Here is a 19585-nt window from a genome sequence, read left to right on the forward strand (position 1 = left end):
CGCGCGATGGCGACGGGGCGCGCCGGCCATTTCGTCGCCATGGCGTGCAACAACGCGTGGGCCAACCATCGGCTGCTCGGCGCCTGCACGGCGCTGACTGCGGATGAGTTCGGCGCGCCGCGCGTCGGCTTCTTCCCGTCGCTGCGCGCCACCCTCAATCACATCCTGTGGGTCGACGCCTATTATGTCGACGCGCTGGAACGCGACCCCACGGTGCTGGCGCGCTACGACGACCCGCCGCCCGATTTCGCCGAGGCGGCGGCGCTTCGCGACGCCCAGCGCGCCAGCGACCGCCGACTGATCGCCTTCTGCGAGCGGCAGACCGAGGATTCACTGGACGAAGGCCTCGTCCTGCCGCGGCCCAACCGCACGCCGCCGCCCACCAGCGTCGCCTCGATCCTGATGCATCTCTTCCAGCATCAGACGCATCACCGCGGCCAGGCGCATGCCATGCTGGCGGGCACGCCCGTCAAGCCGCCGCAGCTCGACGAGTTCTTTCTCGCCGGCGAGCAGCATCTGCGGCGCGACGAGCTGATCGCTCTCGGCCTGCCGCCAACCTGATGCGGCCGCGCTCGTCCTTTGCCGGTGCGGCCATCGAAGTGAGCGACCTCGCGCGTTCGGTCGCCTTCCATCGCCTGTGGCTGCCGATGCTCGGCTTCCATCGCGTCTGGACCAGTCCCGGCCGCGTGATGTGGTCTCGCGGCTACGACCACTTCGTCATGCGCCAGGCCAGGGACGGCGTCACGCACGGCCCCGGCGCGCTGTGGCTCGCCGTCTCCGCCGAGAGCCGGGCGCAGGTCGACCAGGTCTATGCCGAGCTGCGCGAGGCGGGGGCCGAGATCCTGCAGCCGCCGAGCGAGCTCGACTATTTCGCGCCGGGCTACTACTCGGTCGGCTTCCGCGACCCCGACGGCGTGCCCATCGAGGTGGCGCATCGCTGGGACGAGCTGCCCGATCTGCCCGACGCCGAGCAGGTGCGCGTGCCCGGCCACGGCGTCACCCTGGGCGGCTACTTCTTCAAGCCGCAGGCCGGCCAGCCACCGCATCCGGCGGTGATCCTGCTGCACGGCTTCGCCGGCCACGCCCACACCATGGCGGGGCTGGCGCGCGCCGCCTCGGCCAACGGATACGCCGCGCTGGCGCTGTCGCTGCGCGGTTGGCTCGGCTCGGAGGGCGAGAGCGACCAGGGGCTGCGCCAGCCGCTCGACGTGCTGGCGGCGATCGACTGGCTGGCCAAGCGTCCGCTGGTCGACCGCGAGCGCATCGGCCTGGTCGGCGCCTCGATGGGCGGACAGGTGGCGTTGCTCGCCGCCGCGCACAAGCCGCCGATCCGCGCCGTCGCCTCGTTCTTCGCGCCGGCGGATCTCGCCAGGTGGCGCGCCGCCAATCCCTTCATCCGCGATTATCTCGACGACCTGTGCGGACCGGAGGGCCTGCCGGTTCGCTCGCCGATCCTGCGGGTGGCGCAGATCGACGTGCCGGTCCTGCTCGTCCACGGCGACCGCGACGAGAACGTGCCGCCCGAACAGACCACGGCGATGGCCGACGCGCTCGCCGACCACGGCAAGGAGGTCGAGACCTTCATCGTGCCAGGCGGTACGCACTTCTTCTCGGAGCAGCAGAACGCCGCGGCCCGGCGTAAGCTGTTCGACTTCCTGCGTCGCCACCTCAATCGGAGCTAGTCGTCCATGCGTGTGTCGGAAGCCGTCAATTCGCGCCGCTCGATGCGGGTCTTCAAGGCAGACCCGGTGCCGCGCGCGGACATCGAATGGATCATCGCCAACGCCAATCGCGCCGCCTCCAACGGCAACCTGCAGCCGTGGAAGCTCTACGTGACCATGGGCAAGGCGCGCGAGCGGCTGTCGAAGGCGATCCTCGAGGCGATGGACAAGGGCGACACCGGCCCGGGCGCCGAATACGACGTCTATCCCAAGCAATTCGCGCCGGTCTACGACACCCGCCGCAAGCTGGTCGGCAAGCAGCTCTACACGCTGCTGAACGTGCCCAGGGGCGACGCCGCCGGCATGCTCCGGCAGTTCCGCAAGAACTACGAATTCTTCGGCGCGCCGGTCGGCATGATCCTGTGCATCGAGCGCGGCATGGGCAACGGCCAGTGGATCGATTGCGGCATCTTCCTCGACCAGCTCATGCTGCTGGCCCGCGAGAAGGGATTGCACACCTGCCCGCAGGCGGCGTTCAGCCGCTTCCAGCACGTCGTGCGGCGAGAGCTGGCGATTCCCGACAATCAGGTCGTGATCTGCGGCCTCGCGCTGGGCTACGCCGATGCCGACGAAGTGCCCAACAACCTGATCACCGACCGCGCACCGATCCAGGACTTCACGACCTGGTTCAACGAGTGACCGCACCGCCCCGCACCGACCTTCGGCTGGCGGCGCTCATTTGCGGCGTCGCCGGTCTGTACGACGTCGCCTACGTCGCCGCAGAGCTGACGCGTGCCGCCGTCCTCGGCATGCGCATCGATCTGCTTTACAGCGATTTCCTGGTGTTCCACGCGGCGAGCCGGGCTTTCTTCGACGGCCGGCTCGACATCGTCTACGACATCGACGCACTCACTCATCTCCAGAACACGCTGTACGTCTCGCACATCCCGTTCGAGCTCGGCTTTCGTCCGTTCCTCTATCCGCCCCTCTGGCTGCTCGCCGTGCTGCCGTTCGGCCTGCTGCCGCTGAAGGCAGCCGTCGCGCTCTTTCTCGTTCTCACCGCTGGGGCCGCGCTGCTCGCGCTGCGCGCCATCGGGCTGCGCTGGCCGGCGGTCGCCGCCGTCCTCACCGCCCCGGCCGCGGTGTGGATCGTGCTGGCCGGGCAAAACACCTTTCTCAGCCTGGCGCTGCTCTATGGCGGGTTGACGCTGCTCGAGCGCCGGCCCGTGCTGGCCGGGGTGCTGCTCGGCTGTCTCGCCTACAAGCCGCAGATCTGGCTGCTGGTGCCCGTGGCCCTGCTCTGCGCGAGGGAGTGGCGCGCCTTGCTGTCGCTGGCCGTCACCGTCGTCGCCCTGTCGATCGCCACGTTGCTGCTGTTCGGCGCCGATCTCTGGTTCGACTTCCTGCAGGCCGCGCGTCACGTCGGTTCGGGAACGGCGGCCGCGGAGATGTTCGAGCGGGTGCGCGGCCACATGACGACCATCGTCGCGGCGGCGAAGATCGTCGGCGCACCGGATGGACTCGCGATGGGCGCGCAGATCGCGGGATCGCTGGCGGCGCTTGCCGCCGTCTGCTGGGCGTTCTTCCGTCGTCCGGCGAGCGACGAGCGAACGGCCGTGCTGGCTGCGGCCTCCGTGTTCGTCTCGCCCTACACTCTGAACTACGACCTGCTGCTGCTGATGCCCGCGGTGGCACTGCTGTTCCTGCACCCCGACCCACGTGGCTATCGGCCCGGCGAACGGCTGGTCTATCTCGCCACGTGGCTCGTCCCGCACTTCTGCCCGCTGTTGAACACGATCGAGATTCCGGTGACGCCGCTGGTCGTTCTGGCATTCGGCGCGATCGCCCTGGTCCGCCTCAACTCCGTGCCCAAAGTCGAATTGCCGATGACGGCGGGGCCGCGTTAAAACCCGGTCAATTGCTGGACTAGAGCCAGTCGGGAGGAACTCATGAGCGATGAGCTGATCGCCGTCACACCGGACTGGGCCAAGCGGGCCTATGTCGACGATGCCAGGTACAAGGCCATGTACGAGGCCTCGATCAAGGACCCCGCGAAGTTCTGGGCCGAGCACGGCAAGCGGATCGACTGGATCAAGCCCTACTCCGCCAACGCCGTGCGCGACGTCGACTACACCGGCGACGTGCGCATCCGCTGGTTTCACGACGGGGTGCTGAACGTGTCGGTCAACTGCGTCGACCGCCATCTTGCCAAACGCGGCGACCAGGTCGCCATCATCTGGGAAGGCGACGATCCGGCCAAGTCCAGGAAGATCACCTATCGCGAGCTGCATGCGGAAGTGAGCCGCATGGCCAATGCGCTGAAGGAGATCGGCGTCAAGAGGGGCGATCGCGTGACGATCTACCTGCCGATGATTCCCGAGGCCGCCTACGCCATGCTGGCCTGCGCGCGCATCGGCGCCATTCATTCCGTCGTGTTCGGTGGCTTCTCGCCGGACAGCCTCGCCAACCGCATCGTCGACTGCGACAGCAACGTCGTCATCACCGCCGACGAGGGCCTGCGCGGCGGCAAACCGGTGCCGCTCAAGGCGAACACCGACGAGGCGCTGAAGAAGTGCCCGATGGTGAAGAAGGTCCTCGTGGTCCGACACACGTCCGGCAAGGTCGGCTGGGACGCGAATCGCGACGTGTGGTGGCACGAGATCAAGGCCAGGGTCGCCGCCGAGTGCAAGCCCGAGCCTATGGGCGCCGAGGATCCGATGTTCATCCTCTACACCTCGGGCTCGACCGGAAAACCCAAAGGCGTGCTGCACACCTCGGGCGGCTACCTGGTCTTCGCCTCGATGACGCACCAGTACGTCTTCGACTATCACGACGGCGACGTCTACTGGTGCACCGCCGACGTCGGCTGGGTGACCGGCCACAGCTACATCGTCTACGGACCGCTCGCCAACGGCGCGACGACGCTGATGTTCGAGGGCGTGCCCAACTATCCCGACTCCAGCCGCTTCTGGCAGGTGATCGACAAGCACCAGGTCAACATCTTCTACACCGCGCCGACCGCCATCCGCGCCCTGATGCGCGAGGGCGAGGCCCCGGTGAAGAAGGCGACCCGCAAGAGCCTGCGGCTGCTCGGCTCGGTCGGCGAGCCGATCAATCCCGAAGCCTGGCTGTGGTACTACCGCACCGTCGGCGACGGGCGCTGCCCGATCGTCGACACCTGGTGGCAGACCGAGACCGGCGGCATCCTGATCACGCCGCTGCCCGGCGCCACCCCGCTCAAGCCCGGCTCGGCGACGCGACCCTTCTTCGGTGTCACGCCGGTGATGGTCGACGCCGAGGGCAAGGAGCTGCAGGGCGCCTGCTCGGGCAATCTCTGTCTGGTCGATTCCTGGCCCGGCCAGATGCGCACGGTCTATGGCGACCACCAGCGCTTCATCGACACCTACTTCAAGACCTATCCCGGCAAGTACTTTACCGGCGATGGCGCGCGCCGCGACGAGGACGGCTACTACTGGATCACCGGCCGGGTCGACGACGTGATCAACGTCTCGGGGCATCGCATCGGCACCGCCGAGGTCGAAAGCGCGCTGGTCGGCAACACCAAGGTGGCCGAGGCCGCCGTGGTCGGCTTCCCGCACGACATCAAGGGCCAGGGAATCTACGCCTACGTGACGCTCAAGGTCGGCCAGCAGCCGAGCGAGGAGCTGCGCAAGGAACTGGTCGCCTGGGTGCGCAAGGAGATCGGCCCCATCGCCTCGCCCGACGTCATCCAGTGGGCGCCCGGCCTGCCCAAGACGCGCTCGGGCAAGATCATGCGCCGCATCCTGCGCAAGATCGCCGAGAACGACTTCAGCAACCTCGGCGACACGTCGACCCTCGCCGATCCCACCGTGGTCGACGATCTGGTGAAGCACCGGGCGAAATGACCGACACCATCCTGAAGCTCGCGGCGGACCTCGCGGCCGGCCGCACCACCTCGCGTACCCTGACGGAGCAAGCCCTCGCCCGCATCGAGGACCCCAAAGGCGAGGGTGGACGCGCGTTCATCAAGGTCTACCGCACACAGGCGCTCGCCGCCGCCGAGGCGAGCGACGCGCTGCGCAGGGCCGGCATCGTGCCCGGCCCGCTCGCCGGCCTGCCCGTCTCGATCAAGAATCTCTGCGACGTCGCGGGGGAGACCACGCTCTCGGGCTCGAGGGCGCTCGACGATGCGCCGCCGGCCAGGGAAGACGCCCCCGTCGTGGCACGGCTGCGCGCGGCGGGCGCGGTGATCGTCGGCTCGACTAACATGAGCGAGTTCGCCTTCACCGGCGTCGGCGCCAACCCGCATTACGGCACGCCAGGCAATCCGGCGGATCGCGCGCGCGTGCCGGGCGGCTCATCGTCCGGCGCCGCGGTGTCGGTCGGAGATCGCATGGCCGTGGCCGCGCTGGGCACGGATACCGGCGGCTCGGTGCGCATCCCGGCGGCCCTCTGCGGCATCGTGGGCTTCAAGCCGACGGCACGGCGCGTGCCGATCGACAACGTCGTTCCGCTCTCGACCTCGCTCGATTCGATCGGTCCGCTCGCCAACTCGGTCGAGTGCTGCGCCATCGTCGATGCGGTGTTCGCGGCCGAACCCATCGCGATCCCCGAGGCGGCACTGCTCGCCGGCCTGCGCCTCGCGATCCCCAGGCACTACGTGCTCGACGATGTCGACGCGACGGTGGGCAAGGCCTTCGAGCGCGCCTGCACGGCGCTCGCCGCCAAGGGTGCCCGGATCGAGCCTGTCGACCTGCCGCAGCTCACCGAGCTGCCGACGATCAACGCGCGCGGCACGTTCGCGGCCGCCGAGGCCTATGCCTGGCACAAGGATCTGATCGCCCGCCGCGGCAACGAATACGACCCCAATGTCGCGCCGCGCATCCAGGCCGCCGCCCGGATGACGGCGCACGACTACATCGCCCTGCTGGCCAACCGCGCCAGCCTGCAGAAGCGTGTGTCGGCCGTGACGCAGAACTACGACGCCGTGATCATGCCGACCTGCGCCATCGTGGCGCCGACCATCGCCGAGGTTGAGGCGAGCGACGTCTTTGCCCGGAAGAACCTGCTGCTGCTGCGCAATACCGCGGTCGGCAACTTCCTCGACCGCTGTGCCATCAGCCTGCCCTGCCACGCCCCCGGCGAGCTGCCGGTCGGCTTCATGCTGATGGGCGAGGCGATGGCCGACAAGCGCCTGCTGGCGATGGCGCGCTCGGTGGCGCCGGTGGTGAGGGCTCAGTAGCCTCATGTTCCTCTCCCCCGATAGGGGGAGAGGTTAGGAGAGGGGGGGTTGGACGAGCTTTCGATTCCCCCTCACCCGCCCTCTCCCCCTAGCGGGGGAGAGGAGGAAGAAAAACTGATCACTGATAGCGCGGATCGTCGGGGCGGCGCATGCGCCACACGTTCTCGGTGGTGGTGTATTCGCTGTAGCCGAGCCGCGCGACCGGCTTGAAGGCGAGGGTGTCGACGCGGCCGTCCTTGATGATGGCGTCGTCGATGTGGATACCGACGACCTGGCCGAACACGATCGAGCCGCGCTTTCCCTCGTTGCCCTCCTCGACGGGCAACTCGAGCGTCCGCCAGTACCTGCACTCGAGCGCGACCGGCGATTCCTCGACCCGCGGCGGCTTGACGAACCTGCACGGCGCGGGCGTGAGGCCCGCCAGCTTCATCTCGTCAACGCCGAAGGCCACCATCGACGTGGTGACGTTCATCTGCTCCGACAGTGCGGCGCTCACCATGTTGACAACGAATTCTCCGGTCGCCTCGGCGTTCATGCGGCTGTGCTTGGTCGGCGTGTCGCCGTAGGTGCCGGTGATGGCGAAATACACGATCGGCGGGAACTCCCCGACGGCGTTGTAGAAGCTGTAGGGCGCGAGATTGACGCGGCCCTGCGCGTCAACGGTGGAAATCCACCCGATCGGGCGCGGCACGATCAGCGATTTCAACGGATCCTGCGCCAGCCCGTGATCGCGCTTCAGTGCGTCGTAGAACATCGACTCTCCCTCTCAAGGCCCTGGATCGTATCTGCTATCGAGATTGTCGTTGTGCAACCGGGACGACTCACCGCGTCGTCCACACGGGGGACGCGAAATTACTCATGGACAGGACTGTACACTGATCGTACAATGCCACCAATGAGTTCGTGCACTCCCTCGTTCACGCTGCGAATCTGATCCAGCGGGCCCGGCGCAAGCCGCGGCGCCGCCTGCGTCGGCCGGGGACTTCCCGGCCTTTCCGCCGCGCCCCTTCCGTATGTCCACATACGATCGGCCGGCCGGCCGGCGGGGTTACGGCAGTTCCTGCAGTTTCTGCAGCCGGGTTTGGCTCCATGAAAGGACCATTTGTACAGTTTCTGCGGTTTCTGCGGTTTCCGCGACGGGGGAGCGGCTCGCGGCGGGACGGCCTCGCGGTGCGAGACGCGGCCGGCTGGAGAGGCGGCGGCCTCCGTCAGCCGTAGCGGCGCTTGGCCCTTGCGTGCGCCTCGTCGAATGCCGCCTCCAGCGCCGCGTTGAGCCCGCGGCAGGAGCGCACCACGTCGGCCGCCCATTGCACGTAGTCGCCGAGCCGTTCGCCGGTCCATCCCGCCGGCGGATTGTCGACCAGGCTGCGCAGGTTGGAGGTCTTGTCGGCGAGCTTGAGCAGCTTGGCGCGCCGCGACTTGCCCGGCGTCTTCTCGATCTGCAGGCGCTTGCGCTCCTGCCTGGGCAGCGACTTGTCGTCGGTCACCTCGGCCACCAGCGCGGCGACCTCGGCACCGAAGCGCTCGGCCAGCTCGTCCCGGGTGGTGTCGGTGTCCTCCAGCGTGTCGTGCAGCAGCCCGCCCAACAGAAGCACGACGTCGCCGCCGCCCGTCGCCTCGGCGAGCAGCGCCGCCACCTCGGTCAGATGGTTGACGTAGGGCTCGGCGCTCTCGCCCTTGCGCTTCTGGGCGACGTGCCGGCGCGCCGCGAAGTCGGCGGCGCGGGCGAGCTGGACGAGGTCCCGGTTCATCGCTCCCCTTGTGCGACCCGGCGCCCGACTTGTCGAGGCACCCGTCCCGGACCATGTTGCCGCCATGTCTCGAGCCATGAAGGCCCTGCTGGGCATCTGGATCGCCGTCCTGATCGGCGCCGCGGGGTGGATCGCGTGGGACGCCTTGCGCGGCGGACAGACGACGATCGGGGGCGCCTTCTCGCTGGTCGACCAGGAAGGACGGCCGGTGACCCAGGAGTCGTTCAAGGGCAAGCCGACGCTGATCTACTTCGGCTTCACCTACTGTCCCGACGTCTGCCCGACCTCGCTGCTCCTGATGGAGACGGCGGTCGAGAAGCTCGGGCCCGATGCCGCCGGGAAGGTGAATCTCGTTTTCATCACCATCGATCCCGAGCGCGATACGCCGGCGCTGCTGAAGGGCTACGTGACCAATTTCGGGCCGACATTCATTGGCCTCACCGGCACGCCGGAACAGGTGGCTGCGGCCGCCCGTTCGTTCCGCGTCTATTTCCAGAAAGTGCCCGGCAAGGACGGAGGTCCCTACCTGATGGACCATTCCTCGATCGTCTATCTGCTCGATCGCAACGGGCGCTTCGTCACCCACTTCACCCACGAGGCCAAGGCCGAGGCGATCTCGGCTGCCGTCGGTCGGCTGCTCTAAGCCTTTGAACAACAATGAATTGTGCATTGCGAAAAGGGAGTGACAAGCCCCCTCTGTAGCGTAAACTCCGCGCCCCCGATGCTCTATCACGCCTACGAACTCCATCGTCAGCTCACCCGGCCCGTGCGCGTCTGGGCCAATGCGCTGGAGCAGGCCTATTCGAGTCCCTACAACCCGCTGGCCGACACCTGGTTCGGCAAGTCGGTGGCGGCGAGCGCCGAGATCGTGGCGCGGCTCACGCAGAATTACGGCAAGCCGGCCTTCGGCCTGGCCACCACCCGCATCGCGGACGAGATGATCGCGGTCAACGAAGAGATCCTGCTGCGCAAGCCGTTCTGCCACCTCGTGCGCTTCAAGCGCGACACGCCGAGGCGCGACCCCAAGGTGCTGGTGGTGGCGCCGATGAGCGGCCACTTCGCCACCCTGCTGCGCGGCACCGTCGAGGCGCTGTTGCCCGAGCACGACGTCCATATCACCGACTGGCTCGATGCCCGCGACGTCCCGTTGAGCCAGGGCAACTTCGACCTCGACGACTACATCGACTACGTCATCGAGTTCTGCCGCTATCTCGGGCCCGACCTGCACGTCATCGCGGTCTGCCAGCCGTCGGTGCCGGTGCTGGCCGCCGCGTCGCTGATGGCCCAGGCCGGCGATCCGCGCCAGCCCCGGTCGCTCACGCTGATGGGCGGCCCGATCGACACGCGCATGAGCCCGACCGTTCCCAACGATCTGGCGATGCGCAATTCGATGATGTGGTTCCGCCAGAACGTGATCTCGACCGTGCCCTTCACCTATCCGGGGGCGATGCGGCGGGTCTATCCGGGCTTCCTGCAGCTGACGAGCTTCATCACCATGAATCTCGACCGGCACGTGAACGCCCACATGCGCCAGTTCGAGCACCTCATCAAGGGCGACGACGACAACGCCGAGGCGCACCGCACGTTCTACGACGAGTATCTCGCGGTGATGGATCTCACGGCCGAGTTCTATCTGCAGACCGTCGAGGTCGTGTTCAAGGAGCACCTGCTGCCGCGCGGTCTGTGGCAGAGCCGGGGCCGCAAGATCGAGCCGCACGCCATCGAGACGGCGCTGATGACGGTCGAGGGCGAGCTCGACGACATTTCCGGCATCGGCCAGACCCGGGCGGCGCACGCGCTGACGCCCAACATCCCGGGCGCCCGGCACGTCCACTGGGAACAGCCGAGGGTCGGCCACTACGGCATCTTCAACGGCCGCAAATGGCGCGAGCAGATCATGCCGCGCGTGCGCGACTTCATCCGTTCCAACGACGCGCGCTAGGTTCCGATAGGGGCCGGCGCTAGAAAAAATCCTTCGACCGGCTGTCGGCGTCGGCCATCCTCACCCGTCCTAGGTTCAGGTGAGGAGCCCCATGCTGTACGCCATCCTCTGCTACAACTCCGAAGACGCAGTCGGCTCATGGTCGAAGGAGTACCACGACGCCACCATGACCCGCCTGCGCGCGGTCGGCGACAAGCTCGACAGGCAGGGCCGGCTCGGGCCGGTCGCGCGCCTGCTGCCCACCACCGCCGCCACCACCTTGCGCAAGGGCCGCGAGGAGCTGGTGATCGACGGGCCGTTCGCCGAGACCAAGGAGCAGCTGCTCGGCTTCTACATCGTCGACTGCGCCTCGCTCGACGGCGCCATCGACATCGCCAGGGATCTGGCCGAGGCCAATCCCGGCACCGGCAGCTACGAGATCCGGCCCGTCGCCGAGTTCAATGGCCATCGCCTCGGCCTTGCGAAGAAGCCGGCGGCATGAACGACCTCGGCTGGATCGACGCGCTCCTGACGTCGGCCCGCCCGCAGGCGATGGGCGCCCTGCTGCGCTATTTCCGCGATCTCGACACCGCCGAGGAGGCCTTCCAGGAGGCCTGCCTGCGCGCGCTCAGGAACTGGCCGCAGAACGGCCCGCCGCGCGATGCCGCGGCCTGGCTGATCATGGTCGGCCGCAACGCCGCGATGGACGACGTGCGCCGGCGCGCCCGCCAGGCACCCTTGCCCGAGGAAGACCAGATCTCCGATCTCGACGACGTCGAAACGCCTCTCGTCGAGCGCCTGGACGACGAGCATTATCGCGACGACATCCTCCGGCTGCTGTTCGTGTGCTGCCATCCCGAGCTGCCGGCGACGCAGCAGATCGCGCTGGCGCTGCGCGTGGTATGCGGACTCTCGGTCAGGCAGATCGCCCGCGCCTTCCTGGTCGGCGAAGCGGCGATGGAACAGCGCCTCACCCGAGCCAAGGCGCGCATCGCCCGGTCGCAGGTGCCGTTCGAGACCCCCGGCCCCGCGGAACGATCCGAACGGCTGGCCGTCGTCGCCGCCATGATCTACCTGACCTTCAACGAGGGCTATTCGGCGGGGCCGACCGAAGCCGAGGCACGCACGCCGCTTGCCGAGGAGGCGATCCGGCTCGGCCGCCTGCTGCTACGCGTCTTTCCGACCGAACCCGAAGTGATGGGGCTGATGGCGCTGATGCTGCTGCAGCAGGCGCGCGCCAGCGCCCGCTTCGATGCCGACGGCGCCATCGTGCTGCTCGAGGACCAGGATCGCCGGCTGTGGGACGACAAGCGCATCGCCGAAGGGCTGGCGCTGATCGACAAGGCGATGCGCCATCGCCGACCCGGCCCCTATCAGATCCAGGCCGCCATCGCCGCCCTGCATGCCCGCGCCAGGAAGGCCGAGGACACCGACTGGGCGCAGATCGACTTGCTCTACGCCAACCTCGAGCGGTTGCAGCCCTCGCCCGTGGTCACCCTCAACCGCGCGGTGGCGCTCAGCAAGGTGCAGGGGCCTGCAGCCGCGCTCGAGCTGGTCGAGCCGCTCGGCGACCGGCTCTCCAACTACTTCTACTTCCACGGCGTGCGCGGCGCCCTGTTGCAGCAGCTCGACCGACGCGAGGAGGCCCGCGCCGCCTTCGACCGCGCCGTTGCGCTCGCCAACACGCCCGCCGAGGCCGCCCACATCCGCCAGCACATCGATCATCTGGCACGAGGCTGACAAAAAAGCTCGCGGGGCACGTCGGAATCGACCGGGCTCGTTCGTCCTTGGGACATGATCCCAACCTGGAGTTCGACATGAGCAACGAGAATCCGCCGGTCCTCGGCGGGGTCGCGCCCTATCTGACCGTCAGCAATGCCGGCAAGGCGGCCGACTTCTACGTCAAGGCTTTCGGCGCCACCGAAGCCCGGCGTCTGCCGCCCGACGACAAGGGGCGCTATCTGCACATCCATCTCGTCATCAACGGCGGCTCGGTGATGCTGGCCGATGCCTTCCCCGACCACGGCCATCCGCTGCAGCCGCCGGCGTCGTTCATGCTCCATCTCCAGGTCGACGACGTCGACGCCTGGTTCGAGCGCGCCCAAAATGCAGGCGCCGAGACCGTGTTGCCGGTCCAGCTCATGTTCTGGGGCGACCGCTACGGCCAGTTGCGCGATCCGTTCGGCGTGCTGTGGTCCATCGCCACGACGCCGAAGGCCGCGTAGTCCGGATCAGGCGGTGCCGCGGATCGCCTCGAGGAACGCGGCGCCGTAGCGCTCGAGCTTGGCGTCGCCGATGCCGTGGATTTCGCGCATCGCCGCCATCGTGCCGGGCCGGTGCGTGGCGAGCTCGGCGAGAGTGCGATCCGAGAAGACCACATAGGCCGGCACCTTCTGCGCCTGGGCGAGCCTGGTGCGCAGGCCCTTGAGCGCCGTGAGCAGCGTCGCGTCCGCCTCTCCGACCAGCGCGGCCGCCCGCTTGTCGCGCGACCGGCCGGCGGTCGGACGCGCGAGATCCTTGCGCAGCTCGATCTTCTGTTCGCCCCTCAGCACGCGCCAGCCCTCGTCGGTGACCCACCAGCGGCCGTGCTCGACCAGATCCTGGGCGATCAGTCCGATGGCCGAGAGCTGGCGGAAGATCGAGCGCCACTCGGCCGCCTTGCGCTCGGCGCCGACGCCGAAAGTCGGCAGCTTGTCGTGCTCGAACCTCTGCACGTTGTCGGTGCGGTCGCCGCGTACGATGGCGATCAGGTGCTCCATGCCGAAGCGCTCGCCGGTGCGCACGATCGCCGACATCGCCTTCTGCGCCTCGATCGTGCCGTCGAACCGGTCGACGCCCTCGAGGCAGAGGTCGCAGTTACCGCACGGTTCCGAATGTTCGCCGAAATAGGCGAGCAGCGTCTGACGCCGGCAGCGCGGCGCCTCGGCCAGCGCCAGCAGCGCGCCGAGGCGCTGGCGATCGATGCGCTTGCGCTCGTCCGGCGAATCGCCCTGCTCGATCTGCAGCCGGCGCAGCTGCATGTCGCCCATGCCGTAGAGCGTCAGCGTGTCGGCCGGCAGGCCGTCGCGTCCGGCGCGACCGATCTCCTGGTAGTAGGCCTCGACGTTGGCGGGCAGGTCGGCGTGGCAGACGAAACGCACGTCGGGCTTGTCGATGCCCATGCCGAACGCCACCGTGGCCGTCATCACCACGCCGTCCTGCTGCTGGAAGGCATCCTGGTTGGCGTCGCGCACCGCCTTGTCGAGGCCGGCATGGTAGGGCAGCGCGCGCACGCCGGCGGCGACGAGGGTCCCGGCCAGCTCCTCGACCTTGCGGCGCGAGGCGCAGTAGACGATGCCGCTTTCGCCCGCGTGCTCCCGCACGAAGGCCAGCACCTGGCGCGAGGATCGGTCCTTGGGCTTGAAGGCGAGCCGCAGGTTCGGCCGATCGAAGCTGCGCACGAAGGTGCGCGGCGGAGCGGTGAACAGCTTGTCGACGATGTCGCTGCGCGTCGGCGCATCGGCCGTCGCGGTGAGCGCCATGGTCTGCAGTCGGCCGCCGATCTGGCGCGCCAGGCTGCCGAGCGCGAGATACTCGGGCCGGAAGTCGTGGCCCCACTGCGAGACGCAGTGCGCCTCGTCGATCGCCATCAGCGCCACGTTGGTCTCGGCGAGCAGCTCGATCGTGTCGGGGCGGGCCAGCCTTTCGGGCGCGACATAGAGCAGACGAAGCTCGCGGCGGCGCAGGAGATCGAGCACGCGCGCGTTCTCGGCCGGATCGTTGCTCGAGTTGAGGCTGCCCGCCGCAACGCCGGCCGCGCCGAGCGCGCGCACCTGATCGCGCATCAGGGCGATCAGCGGCGACACCACGAGCGTCAGTCCCGGGCGCGCGATCGCGGGCAGCTGATAGCACAGCGACTTGCCGCTGCCGGTCGGCATGACGGCGAGCACGTTCTCGCCCTCGAGCACGGCGCGCACGATCTCCTCCTGGCCCGGGCGGAACGCGCTGAAGCCGAACACGGAATGAAGCAGGGTGCGTGCAGTCGAAAGCGAAGCGGACATTGCCTTGTCGCAACACTAGCGACGACGCATGAATCGCGCACTGTGGATGAACGCGCGACGTGTTTTCGCCGCACATCATTCGCCATTGGTTCGCGAAAGTGATGCAGCGCTGCAACACGCCCAGATCGCCTTCTCAGGTTCAAACTCGCGCCCTTTCGTGGCCGCTTTCTCCCGGCTCACTCCGACGCGCTCACAAGAGCAATCTCAACCCTCGATCAGCGTTTGAAGTTTGTCATGACCGTGAAGAAGTCGATCGGCCTCGCAGTGGCGGCGGCTGCCACGCTCGTCGCGGCACCGCTCGCCGCGCAGCCGGCGAACCCCTACTGGGAAGGATTCTACGGCGGCCTCAATGCCGGCGGCCTGTGGGGCACGACATCGAGCTCGCTCACTCTCGGCAACGATGCCGGCGGCCGCTACGGAGTCGGCTCGGGCTTCGCGGGCGGCGCCCAGGTCGGCTACAACTATCTCGTCGGCCCCGTGCTGCTCGGCGCCGAGCTCGACTTCCAGGGCTCGACCTATCAATCGACCCTGACGAGCACCACGATGGGCAGCTCGGGCTACACCGCCAATCACACCATGCCGTGGTTCAGCACAATGCGCGCCCGCATCGGCTACCCGGTGGGCTCGGTGATGCCCTACGTGACGGGCGGCGCCGTGTGGGGCCGCCAGAAGCTCGAGGGCACAGACACGCCCAACGGCTACTTCAACGTCGCCAACAACTTCTGGACCTACACGTTCGGCGCCGGCGTGGAAGGCCACTTCACCGACCACTGGTCGGCGAAGCTCGAGTATCTGTGGATCGGCACGCCCGACACGCCGCTGTCGTCGCCGGCAACCACCTCGATCAACGACCGTTCGATCGGCAACCTCGTGCGCGTCGGCGTCAACTACAAATTCTAGCGCGACGGATCGTGGCGGAACCTTGGCACTCTCCCGGTCGTTCCCTCTCCAACCGTCCACCCGGACGATTGGGGGAGTGCGATGCTCGCGTTCTGCATGGCTGTGATCCTGGCTTCGACGGCAATCGCCGCCTACCCCTGCTGGCGCCATAGTGCGCAGTGGGGCCATGGGCCGAGCGTAGCGGCAGCCCTGCTGATGGTCGCCGTCACGGTCGCGGCTGTCGGCGACAGGGCGCGCACCGGCGACAGGATATCGGGCAATCCATCGATCCGGATCGGCGCCGACGAGGTCCGCTACGCCGCCCTTCGGGCCGGCAGTCCGCAGGTTTCCCCGCCTTAGGACTCCTGACGCGGGTCTCAGCGGAACATTCGGTCTGGTGTCCATTCGGATCAATGACTTGCGGTGTCTCACGGGACGAGACATCCACGAGACGACACGGACCCTGTGGATGAGTGGACTCCGAGGATTGCAGGGGACTGTGAGGACTCGAGGACGAATCGGCCTGGATGCCGATGTCATCAGCGTTGCAGCGGTCCTCGCTGTCGAGGACGCCGCAAGGACGGCGAAGTGCTGGTGTCTCGGCCGGCACGACCCTGGCTAATGGCGCGCCGCTTGACCGCCATCGAGGGTCATCACCACGCCGCTGATGTAGCTCGCCCGATCGGAGGCGAGGAAGACCGCGAGGTCGGCGACCTCGTCAGGCTCGGCGGCTCGGCCGAATGGCATGTGACTGGTAAGTTCGGGCCACCGTTCGGGGTCGCCCCATTTTTGCTCGGCCTGGCCGCGCAGCAGGGTGAGCATGCGGTCGGTGCGCGTCGCGGGCGGATTGATCGCCACCACGCGCACGCCCTGGTCGACGCTGCGCGAGCCCACGGCGCGCGTGAAAGCCATCAAGCCGGCATTGCCCATCGTGCCGGCGACATAGTCGTAGTTATAGGCTTCGCCGGCGAGACCGATGATGTTCACGATCACGCCCTTCCTGCGGGCGTACATCTTGTCCAGCATGGCGCGCGTGGCGTTGACGTAGCCGAACACCTTCAGATCCCAGGCCTCGCGCCATTTCGGTTCGGTCATGCCGAGGACGTCGCCGCGCGGGATGGCGCCGGCGTTGTTGACCAGGATATCGGCATGACCCACCGCGTCGACCACCGACCGCACGGTATCGCCCTTCGAGAAGTCGGCGACATGGATCTCGACCGGCACATTGTGGCGCGAGCGGATCTTGTCCTGCGCCGCCTCGAGCGACTCCTTCGAACGCGAAGCGATGTGGACCGCGCATCCCTCCGCGGCGAATCCCATGGCGCATGCCAGACCGATGCCACGGCTGCCGCCGCTGATGAGAACCGTCTTGCCGGTGAGTTTGAGATCCATCCGCCGGGTCCCCCTAGAGCCTGTAGACGCTGTCGACCGCGGCGCGGCCGTCGTCGGTCTTCACGCGACCGTCCTTCACCATCTGGATCAGATGCGCCAGCATCGAGCGGCCAGCTGCCGCATGCAGGTGCGCCGGCGTGTCGGCATAGTTCTTGGCCACCATCCGGGGGATGGTTTGCGGCCCTTCCTTGAGACGCGCCATGATCTGGGCCTCACGCCCCAGCCGATGCTCAATATACGCCTGCACGAAAGGATGCGGGTTGCGGATCTCGGCGCCGTGCGTCGGGATGTAGAGCGTCTCCTCGCGCGGAAGAAGCTTGCGCAGACTGGCGAAATAGTCGGCCATGTTGCCGTCGGGCGGCGAGATCACCGCGGTCGACCAGCCCATGACATGATCGCCAGACAGCAGGGCCTTGTCCTCCTTCACCGCGAAGCAGAGATGGTTGGAGATATGGCCGGGCGTGTAGACCGCCTCGACGTTCCAGCCGTCTCCCTGAACCACGTCACTGTCGGCGAGCTTGACGTCGGGCGCGAAGGCAAGATCGCCCGCCTCCTCCGGCTTCTCGCCGGCCGGCGGCCGGGGATGCGGCCCGTAGCTATAGACCTTGGCGCCGGTCGCCTTGGCGATCGCCGGCGTCGCCGGCACGTGATCGATATGGGTATGGGTGACGAAGACGTGCGTCACGGTCTCGCCCCGCACCGCGTTCAGGACGGCGTCGATGTGATCCTGCTGATCGGGGCCAGGGTCGACGATCGCCACCTTGCCGTGGCCGATGACGTAGGTGCCGGTGCCTTTGAAGGTGAACGGGCTGGGGTTCCTGGCGACGATACGCCGGACGAGGGGCGTCACCTCCATCGCCGTGGCATAGTCGAACTTGAAGTCCTTGATGAAAGGAATGCCAGGCATGGGTCTCCTCAGCGCGCCGGCGGCACGAGCTTGTAGATGGCGTTGCGACGATCCGAACTGACATAGACGGCGCCCGACCTACCCACGGCGACCCCCGTGGGGACCAGGCCGGGCGGCCCACCGGGGAACGGCGCGAGACCGATGTCGAGGTTGGAGGCGACTATCGTCCTCGCGCCCGTTGCCGGATCGATAGCGACGATGCGCTGCTGTCCGACCTCCGCGACATAAATGCGGCCATCCGGCCCGACATCGATCCCTTCCGGCGCCGCCAACCCATCTGCGAGGACGGTGCGGGCGCCGGACGCGAGATCGAGGCGGGTGACCGCGCCCGCCGCGATCTCGGTGACGTAGATCGAGCTGCCGGTTCCTTGCGCCATCGACACCGGCCCCCGCAGATCCCGGGCGACGATCGTGCGCGACTTGCCGTCTGCACTCACCTTGACGAGATTGCCGGTGGCCAGCTCCGCGACGTAAAGCGTGCCATCTGCCATCTCCAGCGCATCGACCGGCGCCGCGAAGTCGCCCAGGCTCACCACGAGCTTGCCGGTCTTGCGATCGACCTTCTCGACCGTGTTGGAGAACCAGCTGGTCAGCACCACATGCTTGGGGCCGACGGAAATGCCGAGCGGATAGGCATGGGTATCGCCATGCACGCGCAACACGTCGTGCACGGCGCCGCTTTGCCCATCGACTGTGCGATAGCTGAAGACATCGGCGACGTGCAGCGTCTCCCTGGTGCCGTCGCTCACCACCGCGAGATCCGTCGGAATGGCCAGCCGTCCTTCAATGATGGTCTTGGCCGCACCGGTCACCTTGTCGACGAGATAAATCCCATTGTCGGTCATCGACGTCACGAACAGCCGCCCCCGTGAGTCGAACGCCAGGTTGTCGAGGCCCGACCTCAGCGTCGCCACCAGTTTCTTGGCCTTGCTGGTCAGGCTCACGCTCCATACCGAGCCATTAGCCGTGTCGATGACGTAGAGATTGTCCTGATTCTGCGGATCGAAGTTGACCGCGGCCGGCGTCGTGAAACCTTCCGCGACAGTCTCGATGGCGCCGTTGGCGAGATTCACCTTGACCACCTGACCCTTGAACCAGAGTGGGCCGTAGAGAAAGCCGTTGTCGCGATGAATTTCGAAGCCGTTCAGGCCGCCGAGCTTATCCGCGACCTTTCGCAGTTCGGTGCGCGGCAACGACTTGAACTCGGGCTTGTCGACGTTCCTGAGGTCGATCTCGTACAGCGCATCGCCGATGAACACCTCGGAAACGAACAGCCGCCCATCCTTGGCAAAGGCGAGCGAGTTCGGTCCTGCCATACCGTGCGCGACTTCGACCGTCTTCCCGTTGGGGCGCCGGACGTAGACCTTGCCGAGGAGAAATGCAGTCCACGCCATCGTGCCGTCTTCGGCGAAGGCAATGTCGTCGGCCATGCCGGTCGGCGGATTGACGAGAGGGTCGACTTCACCCGAATCGACTTGGACACGATAGAGTGTCTGACCGATAACGGACCCAGCGAAGAGCTGGTCGTCCTTGTTGAAGGCAAGGCCATGAATGCCGTGAAACCATGAGCCGGGTACCAGGATCTGCTGGCGATACTCCGCGGGCGGCGAGGTCGTTGCGGCCTGCTGGCCGGACGCGCCACCGGCCATCGCGAGCGCGAACACTGCCGACACAAAGAGACGGCGCACACCCATCCGAACTTCCCTCCAACCCCTTTTCTCGCGGCGCGGACTTTAGACCGGGCTATGGGTTTTGTAACGCCGAACCCTTCGGCTACCATCGGCAGGTATCGCAAAAACGACACTTTCGC

General features: G+C 67.5%; 19 protein-coding genes. 13 read left to right on the top strand and 6 right to left on the bottom strand.

Annotation, left to right across the window (positions count from 1 at the left end; genetic code table 11):
- Positions 1–6 precede the first annotated feature (6 nt).
- From KIT25_22315 to KIT25_22340, 6 genes are read left to right on the top strand one after another with little or no spacing between them, the layout of a single operon-like run.
- Positions 7–561 carry a DinB family protein gene (locus KIT25_22315; GenBank protein UYN94724.1) on the top strand — a complete coding sequence of 185 codons (555 nt, stop codon included), beginning with the start codon at positions 7–9 and terminating at the stop codon, positions 559–561.
- Complete coding sequence (locus KIT25_22320; protein UYN94725.1) at positions 561–1682, top strand: alpha/beta fold hydrolase; 1122 nt, start codon at positions 561–563, stop codon at positions 1680–1682. Before KIT25_22315 ends, KIT25_22320 begins: the two co-directional genes overlap by 1 nt.
- A gap of 6 nt (positions 1683–1688) precedes the next feature.
- On the top strand, positions 1689–2360 hold the full coding sequence (locus KIT25_22325; GenBank protein UYN94726.1) for a nitroreductase: 672 nt from the start codon (positions 1689–1691) through the stop codon (positions 2358–2360).
- The gene (locus tag KIT25_22330; GenBank protein UYN94727.1) at positions 2357–3568 is read left to right on the top strand and encodes a DUF2029 domain-containing protein; all 1212 of its coding nucleotides are present in this window, start codon (positions 2357–2359) and stop codon (positions 3566–3568) included. The genes KIT25_22325 and KIT25_22330 overlap by 4 nt, the downstream gene beginning before the upstream one ends.
- Before the next feature lie 42 nt (positions 3569–3610).
- A complete protein-coding gene (gene acs / locus KIT25_22335) occupies positions 3611–5548 on the top strand; it encodes an acetate--CoA ligase (GenBank protein UYN94728.1) in 1938 nt (645 codons plus the stop codon).
- Positions 5545–6885, top strand: a complete 1341-nt coding sequence (locus KIT25_22340) for an amidase (protein UYN94729.1) — start codon at positions 5545–5547, stop codon at positions 6883–6885. Before acs ends, KIT25_22340 begins: the two co-directional genes overlap by 4 nt.
- A 118-nt stretch (positions 6886–7003) precedes the next feature.
- Here KIT25_22340 and KIT25_22345 read toward each other — a convergent pair whose 3' ends face one another.
- Entirely contained in the window at positions 7004–7639 is a 636-nt protein-coding gene (locus tag KIT25_22345; GenBank protein UYN94730.1) for a flavin reductase family protein, read from the bottom strand.
- A gap of 454 nt (positions 7640–8093) precedes the next feature.
- Positions 8094–8636, bottom strand: coding sequence for a bifunctional (p)ppGpp synthetase/guanosine-3',5'-bis(diphosphate) 3'-pyrophosphohydrolase (locus KIT25_22350; protein ID UYN94731.1), 543 nt, complete (start codon positions 8634–8636; stop codon positions 8094–8096).
- A gap of 76 nt (positions 8637–8712) precedes the next feature.
- Between KIT25_22350 and KIT25_22355 the strand changes: the two genes are divergently transcribed.
- From KIT25_22355 to KIT25_22375, 5 genes are all read left to right on the top strand, one after another.
- Complete coding sequence (locus KIT25_22355; GenBank protein UYN94732.1) at positions 8713–9279, top strand: SCO family protein; 567 nt, start codon at positions 8713–8715, stop codon at positions 9277–9279.
- A 78-nt stretch (positions 9280–9357) separates the two neighbouring features.
- Positions 9358–10578, top strand: coding sequence for a polyhydroxyalkanoate depolymerase (locus KIT25_22360; GenBank protein ID UYN94733.1), 1221 nt, complete (start codon positions 9358–9360; stop codon positions 10576–10578).
- Positions 10579–10669: 91 nt separating this feature from the next.
- Positions 10670–11059, top strand: a complete 390-nt coding sequence (locus KIT25_22365) for a YciI family protein (protein ID UYN94734.1) — start codon at positions 10670–10672, stop codon at positions 11057–11059.
- On the top strand, positions 11056–12297 hold the full coding sequence (locus KIT25_22370) for an RNA polymerase sigma factor (GenBank protein UYN94735.1): 1242 nt from the start codon (positions 11056–11058) through the stop codon (positions 12295–12297). The genes KIT25_22365 and KIT25_22370 overlap by 4 nt, the downstream gene beginning before the upstream one ends.
- 77 nt (positions 12298–12374) lie before the next feature.
- Positions 12375–12782 carry a VOC family protein gene (locus KIT25_22375; GenBank protein ID UYN94736.1) on the top strand — a complete coding sequence of 136 codons (408 nt, stop codon included), beginning with the start codon at positions 12375–12377 and terminating at the stop codon, positions 12780–12782.
- Positions 12783–12788: 6 nt separating this feature from the next.
- Here the strand turns inward: KIT25_22375 and recQ are convergent, their stop codons facing one another.
- Positions 12789–14597, bottom strand: a complete 1809-nt coding sequence (gene recQ, locus KIT25_22380) for a DNA helicase RecQ (GenBank protein ID UYN94737.1) — start codon at positions 14595–14597, stop codon at positions 12789–12791.
- Between the two features lie 234 nt (positions 14598–14831).
- Between recQ and KIT25_22385 the strand changes: the two genes are divergently transcribed.
- Together KIT25_22385 and KIT25_22390 are read left to right on the top strand one after the other, a co-directional pair.
- Complete coding sequence (locus KIT25_22385) at positions 14832–15497, top strand: porin family protein (protein ID UYN94738.1); 666 nt, start codon at positions 14832–14834, stop codon at positions 15495–15497.
- A gap of 96 nt (positions 15498–15593) precedes the next feature.
- Positions 15594–15836, top strand: a complete 243-nt coding sequence (locus tag KIT25_22390) for a DUF3309 domain-containing protein (GenBank protein ID UYN94739.1) — start codon at positions 15594–15596, stop codon at positions 15834–15836.
- Positions 15837–16094: 258 nt separating this feature from the next.
- Here the strand turns inward: KIT25_22390 and KIT25_22395 are convergent, their stop codons facing one another.
- From KIT25_22395 to KIT25_22405, 3 genes are read right to left on the bottom strand one after another with little or no spacing between them, the layout of a single operon-like run.
- On the bottom strand, positions 16095–16868 hold the full coding sequence (locus tag KIT25_22395) for an SDR family oxidoreductase (GenBank protein UYN94740.1): 774 nt from the start codon (positions 16866–16868) through the stop codon (positions 16095–16097).
- Positions 16869–16881: 13 nt separating this feature from the next.
- Positions 16882–17775: an MBL fold metallo-hydrolase gene (locus tag KIT25_22400; protein ID UYN94741.1), complete on the bottom strand. Its 894-nt coding sequence runs from the start codon at positions 17773–17775 to the stop codon at positions 16882–16884.
- Between the two features lie 8 nt (positions 17776–17783).
- Complete coding sequence (locus KIT25_22405; GenBank protein ID UYN94742.1) at positions 17784–19469, bottom strand: SMP-30/gluconolactonase/LRE family protein; 1686 nt, start codon at positions 19467–19469, stop codon at positions 17784–17786.
- Positions 19470–19585: the final 116 nt, after the last annotated feature.

This window comes from Enhydrobacter sp., assembly GCA_025808875.1.
Taxonomy (GTDB): domain Bacteria; phylum Pseudomonadota; class Alphaproteobacteria; order Reyranellales; family Reyranellaceae; genus Reyranella.

Excerpts from the sequence above, each read along its gene's own strand:
- KIT25_22360 (UYN94733.1), top strand. The coding sequence starts at position 9,358 with ATGCTCTATCACGCCTACGAACTCCATCGTCAGCTCACCCGGCCCGTG.
- KIT25_22345 (UYN94730.1), bottom strand. The coding sequence starts at position 7,639 with ATGTTCTACGACGCACTGAAGCGCGATCACGGGCTGGCGCAGGATCCG.
- acs (UYN94728.1), top strand. The coding sequence starts at position 3,611 with ATGAGCGATGAGCTGATCGCCGTCACACCGGACTGGGCCAAGCGGGCC.
- KIT25_22395 (UYN94740.1), bottom strand. The coding sequence starts at position 16,868 with ATGGATCTCAAACTCACCGGCAAGACGGTTCTCATCAGCGGCGGCAGC.
- KIT25_22340 (UYN94729.1), top strand. The coding sequence starts at position 5,545 with ATGACCGACACCATCCTGAAGCTCGCGGCGGACCTCGCGGCCGGCCGC.
- KIT25_22350 (UYN94731.1), bottom strand. The coding sequence starts at position 8,636 with ATGAACCGGGACCTCGTCCAGCTCGCCCGCGCCGCCGACTTCGCGGCG.
- KIT25_22405 (UYN94742.1), bottom strand. The coding sequence starts at position 19,469 with ATGGGTGTGCGCCGTCTCTTTGTGTCGGCAGTGTTCGCGCTCGCGATG.
- KIT25_22325 (UYN94726.1), top strand. The coding sequence starts at position 1,689 with ATGCGTGTGTCGGAAGCCGTCAATTCGCGCCGCTCGATGCGGGTCTTC.
- KIT25_22375 (UYN94736.1), top strand. The coding sequence starts at position 12,375 with ATGAGCAACGAGAATCCGCCGGTCCTCGGCGGGGTCGCGCCCTATCTG.
- KIT25_22365 (UYN94734.1), top strand. The coding sequence starts at position 10,670 with ATGCTGTACGCCATCCTCTGCTACAACTCCGAAGACGCAGTCGGCTCA.
- KIT25_22385 (UYN94738.1), top strand. The coding sequence starts at position 14,832 with ATGACCGTGAAGAAGTCGATCGGCCTCGCAGTGGCGGCGGCTGCCACG.
- KIT25_22370 (UYN94735.1), top strand. The coding sequence starts at position 11,056 with ATGAACGACCTCGGCTGGATCGACGCGCTCCTGACGTCGGCCCGCCCG.
- KIT25_22320 (UYN94725.1), top strand. The coding sequence starts at position 561 with ATGCGGCCGCGCTCGTCCTTTGCCGGTGCGGCCATCGAAGTGAGCGAC.
- KIT25_22355 (UYN94732.1), top strand. The coding sequence starts at position 8,713 with ATGAAGGCCCTGCTGGGCATCTGGATCGCCGTCCTGATCGGCGCCGCG.
- recQ (UYN94737.1), bottom strand. The coding sequence starts at position 14,597 with ATGTCCGCTTCGCTTTCGACTGCACGCACCCTGCTTCATTCCGTGTTC.
- KIT25_22390 (UYN94739.1), top strand. The coding sequence starts at position 15,594 with ATGGCTGTGATCCTGGCTTCGACGGCAATCGCCGCCTACCCCTGCTGG.
- KIT25_22400 (UYN94741.1), bottom strand. The coding sequence starts at position 17,775 with ATGCCTGGCATTCCTTTCATCAAGGACTTCAAGTTCGACTATGCCACG.
- KIT25_22315 (UYN94724.1), top strand. The coding sequence starts at position 7 with ATGGCGACGGGGCGCGCCGGCCATTTCGTCGCCATGGCGTGCAACAAC.